Consider the following 4,478-nt stretch of genomic DNA (forward strand, 5'->3'; position numbering starts at 1 on the left):
CAGCCTGCCGGGTGCTCGGCCTACGCCTCGGCCGCCTCCGCGAAGGCGGCCGCCACCACGGGCGCCACCAGGGCGGACTGCCACGGGCGGGCGCCGAGTCTTCGCAGCGCCCGGCCGATCCCGTCGGCGTCGGCGACCGCCGGCGGCTCCCAGGAGACCCGGCGGACGAGGTCCGGCGTGATCAGGTTCTCGGCCGGCAGGTGGTGCTCCTCGGCGAGCGCCGTGACCGCGGCCCGGGCCGCGGTCAGCCGGGCGGCGGCGGCCGGGTCCTTGTCCGCCCAGGCGCGCGGCGGCGGCGGGCCGTCGTGCGGGGCGGCCGCCGGCGGCAGTTGCGCCTCGGGGACCTCGCGGGCCCGCTGCAGGGCGGCGAGCCACTGGTCGAGCTGGCGGCGGTTCACCCGCGGGCCGAACCCGGCGACGGCGACCAGCGCCGGGGCGTTCAGCGGCATCGCGAGTGCGGCGTTCACGATCGCGGCGTCCGGGAGCACCCGGCCGGGGGACACGTCCCGCTCGCGGGCGATCCGGTCGCGGGTCTGCCAGAGCTCGCGCACCGCGGCGAGCTGCCGCCGCCGGCGCACCTTGTGCAGCTGGGAGGTCCGCCGCCACGGGTCGACCCGCGGGGCGGGCAGCGGGGCCGCGGCCAGCGCGGCGAACTCCTCCAGCGCCCAGTCGAGCTTGCCCTGCCGGGTGAGCTCCTGCTCCAGCGCGTCGCGCAGGTCGACCAGCACCTCGACGTCCAGCGCGGCGTAGCGCAGCCACGGCTCGGGCAGCGGGCGGGTCGACCAGTCGACCGCGGAGTGCTCCTTGGCCAGCGACAGGCCGAGCACGCTCTCGGTCATCGGCCCGAGGCCGACCCGCGGGAAGCCCGCCAGCCGGCCGGCCAGCTCGGTGTCGAACAGGCGCCCCGGCCGCAGGCCGACCTCGGCCAGGCAGGGGAGGTCCTGGGTCGCGGCGTGCACCACCCACTCGGTGTCGGCGATCGCCTCGTTCAGGGCCCGCAGGTCCGGGCAGGCGATCGGGTCCACCAGTGCGGTGCCCGCGCCGGCGCGGCGCAGCTGGATCAGGTAGGCCCGCTGGCCGTAGCGGTAGCCGGAGGCCCGCTCGGCGTCGACGGCGACCGGCCCACTGCCTGCCGCGAAGGCGGCGACCGTGGCTGCGAGCGCCTCCTCGTCGGCCACGACGGGTGGCAGCCCCTCCCGCGGTTCGAGGAGCGGGACCGGGGCTGTCTCTTCTGGGATGGCTGCTACGGCGTCGGTCACCCCCCAAGGGTACGACGCTGTCCGCGGCCGGGAGTGTTGTCGGACTGGTCAGACCGGCTTCGCCCGGACGTCGCCGTCCGCTCGGGGCCGGGTGGGAGGGGTCCGCCGCGGAACGGCGGGCCGGAGGAACGTTCCTCCGGGCCGCCGGTACTGCTCCGCGCCGGCGCGCGGTCAGTGGATGATCCCCGTGCGCAGCGCGACGGCGACCATGCCCGCCCGATCCCCGGTGCCCAGCTTGCGGGCGATCCGGGCCAGGTGGCTCTTGACGGTCAGTGCGGACAGGCCCATCGCCACGCCGATCGCCTTGTTGGACTGGCCCTCCGCCACCAGCCGCAACACCTCGACCTCCCGGCCCGACAGCTCGCGGTACGCGGTGGGCTGCGCACCGGGGGCGCCGGGAGCGCCGGGGGCCGCCGCGGCGGCACCGACCGCGCCGGGCATGCCCGGCATGCCGGGACGGCGCATCCGGCCGGCCAGGTGGGCCGCGCCGAGCGGCATGCCGGGACGGCCCGGCATGGCCAGGTTGGTCCGGGTACCGGTGACCACGTAGCCCTTGACGCCGCCGGCCAGCGCGGAGCGGACCGCGCCGATGTCGTCGGCGGCGGAGAGCGCCAGGCCGTTGGGCCAGCCCGCGGCGCGGGTCTCGGCCAGGATGGTCAGCCCGGATCCGTCCGGCAGGTGCACGTCGGCGATGCAGATGTCGCGCGGGGTGGCGACCCGGGGGCGCGCCTCGGCGATCGAGGAGACCTCGATCACGTCACGCACACCCAGGGCCCACAGGTGCCGGGTGACGGTGTTTCGGACGCGCGGGTCCGCGATGACCACCATGGCGGTGGGCTTCGTCGGACGGTAGGCGACCACGTTTGCGGGGTGCTCGAGAAGGACCGACACCAGGCCTCCTTGTGGGGAGTGGCGGACGGAACCCCGATGGGGGCGGTCGGAGTGTTCCGCGTTCGGAAAGGGTCACTGACACCTTCGGCATCATCCATGCCCGGCTTTAGCGAATGATCACGATCTAGTGAGTAACAATACGGACAAATCGCGCAGATGACTGATACGACATGCCCCGAAATCGCACGGATTCGATCAAGATCGGTGCAAGATGATCAATTTCAGACGGATAATTGACACAGAGCGCGACCGAAGTCACACTCCGTCAGCCCTGAGGGTGGCTCCGGCGCGCCGCAGGGGGCGCGTCCCCCGCAGGTGACGGGGGCACGCCGGGGGCAGGCGGGAGAGCGGGCGGAGAAGGGGGCAGGGGCGGGAAGGCGCGGGGCGGGTGCGGGACGGGGTCAGTGCGGGCGGGGCCTGCGCCGGGCCGGCATCGGCACCACCCCGCCCAGTGACGGGCCGTCGGAGACCGGCAGCGCGGCGGCGCCGACCGGCGGCAGTCCCGCGCAGACGCAGAGCAGGTCGCCCCAGGCCGCGATGTGCCGCTCGAACCGGCCGTCCGCCGGCGTCCACGACGCCCGTACCTCGATCTCGGTCGAGGTGGGCCGCTCGGCCAGCGCGCCGAAGTACTGCGAGGCGCAGCGGGTGACCGTGCCGCCGGGTTCGGCGTAGCCGGCGCCGTTGGCCTGCAGCGCGTCCATCAGCCACGCCCAGCCGACCTCGCCCAGCATCGGGTCGCCGGCCATCTCGGGCTCCAGTTCGGCCCGGGTCATGGTCACCAGCCGGAAGTCGCCGTTCCAGGCCTCCTGCCCGGCCGGGTCGTGCAGCAGCACCAGCCGGCCGTCGGCCAGCTCGTCGCCGTCGACCTCGACCGTCGCGGTCACCGCCCACGCGAACGGGGCCAGCCGGCGCGGCGCCGGCGCGGGGGACAGCAGCACCTCGGGGCGGAGCCGGGCCCCGGCCAACGCCTCGACCGCGCGGCGGAACTCGATCGGCGCCGCCTCCCTGTCCGTTCCGCCACCTTGTGCGGGGTGCCCGCCGACCGCTGCCATGAGGGGAAGCCTAGGTCGCCCGGGCCCGCAATCCGAGCAACTTTCGCCGGTGCGGCGTGCCGTGGGGCCGTTCACCTCGCATTCCGGACGAACCTACGAACCGCCGGGGGCGGCCGGCGGCACCGCGCGTGCGAAGATTTGACCCGTGAGTGAGACACCCGCGGCGACCCCCGCAGCCCAGACCGGTCAGCAGCCCACCGCGCGCCGCGGCGCCGCGTACGACTCCGTGTTCCTGCGCGCCGCCCGCAACGAGCCGGTGCCGCACACCCCGGTCTGGTTCATGCGCCAGGCCGGCCGCTCGCTGCCGGAGTACAACAAGGTGCGCGAGGGCGTTCCGATGCTCGAGTCGTGCATGCGGCCCGAGCTCGTCAAGGAGATCACCCTCCAGCCGGTGCGCCGGCACAAGGTGGACGCCGCGATCTTCTTCAGCGACATCGTGGTGCCGCTCCGGGCGGTCGGCATCGACGTCGACATCAAGCCCGGCGTCGGCCCGGTGATCGCCGACCCCGTCCGCACCGCCGCCGACCTGCAGCGGCTGCGCCCGCTGGAGCCGGACGACGTCCCCTACATCACCGAGGCGGTCGGCCTGCTGGTCGAGGAGCTCGGCGCCACCCCGCTGATCGGCTTCGCCGGCGCGCCCTTCACGCTGGCCAGCTACCTGGTCGAGGGCGGCCCGTCGAAGTCGTACGAGAACACCAAGGCCATGATGTACGGCGCGCCCGAGCTGTGGGCCGAACTGGTCGACCGGCTGGCCGTGATCAGCGCCGCCTTCCTGCAGGTCCAGATCGAGGCCGGCGCCTCGGCGGTGCAGCTCTTCGACTCCTGGGCCGGTGCGCTCGCCCCGGACGAGTACCGCCGCTCGGTGCTGCCCGCCAGCACCAAGGTGTTCGACGCCGTGGCCGGCTACGGCGTGCCGCGGATCCACTTCGGCGTCAACACCGGCGAGCTGCTCGGCCTGATGGGCCAGGCCGGCGCGGACATCGTCGGCGTCGACTGGCGGGTGCCGCTGAACGTCGCCGCCGACCGGGTCGGCCCGGGCAAGGGCCTGCAGGGCAACCTCGACCCGGCCGTGCTCTACGCCCCCACCAGGGTCGTGGAGACCAAGGCCCGCGAGGTGCTGCACGCCGCCCAGGCGCTCGGCGGCAGCCACCACATCTTCAACCTCGGCCACGGCGTCATGCCGACGATGGACCCGGACGCGCTGACCCGCCTGGTCGCCTTCGTCCACGAGGCCAGCGCCCGCTGACCGCACGCACCGCGGCCGGCACCCCCGGGC

4 protein-coding genes are annotated in these 4,478 nt (G+C 75.0%); 1 reads left to right on the top strand and 3 read right to left on the bottom strand.

All coding sequences use genetic code 11. From position 1 onward, the window contains the following. Positions 1–20: 20 nt before the first annotated feature. The 3 genes from ACFV0G_RS35795 to ACFV0G_RS35805 form a co-directional block, all read right to left on the bottom strand. Positions 21–1,259, bottom strand: a complete 1,239-nt coding sequence (locus tag ACFV0G_RS35795; protein WP_380556954.1) for an HRDC domain-containing protein — start codon at positions 1,257–1,259, stop codon at positions 21–23. Between the two features lie 171 nt (positions 1,260–1,430). Continuing rightward, positions 1,431–2,150 carry a LuxR C-terminal-related transcriptional regulator gene (locus ACFV0G_RS35800; RefSeq protein ID WP_380556956.1) on the bottom strand — a complete coding sequence of 240 codons (720 nt, stop codon included), beginning with the start codon at positions 2,148–2,150 and terminating at the stop codon, positions 1,431–1,433. Positions 2,151–2,551: 401 nt separating this feature from the next. Next, positions 2,552–3,202: a DUF3000 domain-containing protein gene (locus tag ACFV0G_RS35805; protein ID WP_380556958.1), complete on the bottom strand. Its 651-nt coding sequence runs from the start codon at positions 3,200–3,202 to the stop codon at positions 2,552–2,554. Between the two features lie 145 nt (positions 3,203–3,347). Between ACFV0G_RS35805 and hemE the strand changes: the two genes are divergently transcribed. Continuing rightward, entirely contained in the window at positions 3,348–4,448 is a 1,101-nt protein-coding gene (gene hemE / locus ACFV0G_RS35810) for a uroporphyrinogen decarboxylase (protein WP_380556960.1), read from the top strand. The last annotated feature ends 30 nt before the right edge of the window (positions 4,449–4,478 follow it).

Origin of the sequence: Kitasatospora sp. NPDC059571, from assembly GCF_042735675.1 — a bacterium.
Lineage (GTDB): Bacteria > Actinomycetota > Actinomycetes > Streptomycetales > Streptomycetaceae > Kitasatospora.

Excerpts from the sequence above, each read along its gene's own strand:
- ACFV0G_RS35805 (WP_380556958.1), bottom strand. The coding sequence starts at position 3,202 with ATGGCAGCGGTCGGCGGGCACCCCGCACAAGGTGGCGGAACGGACAGG.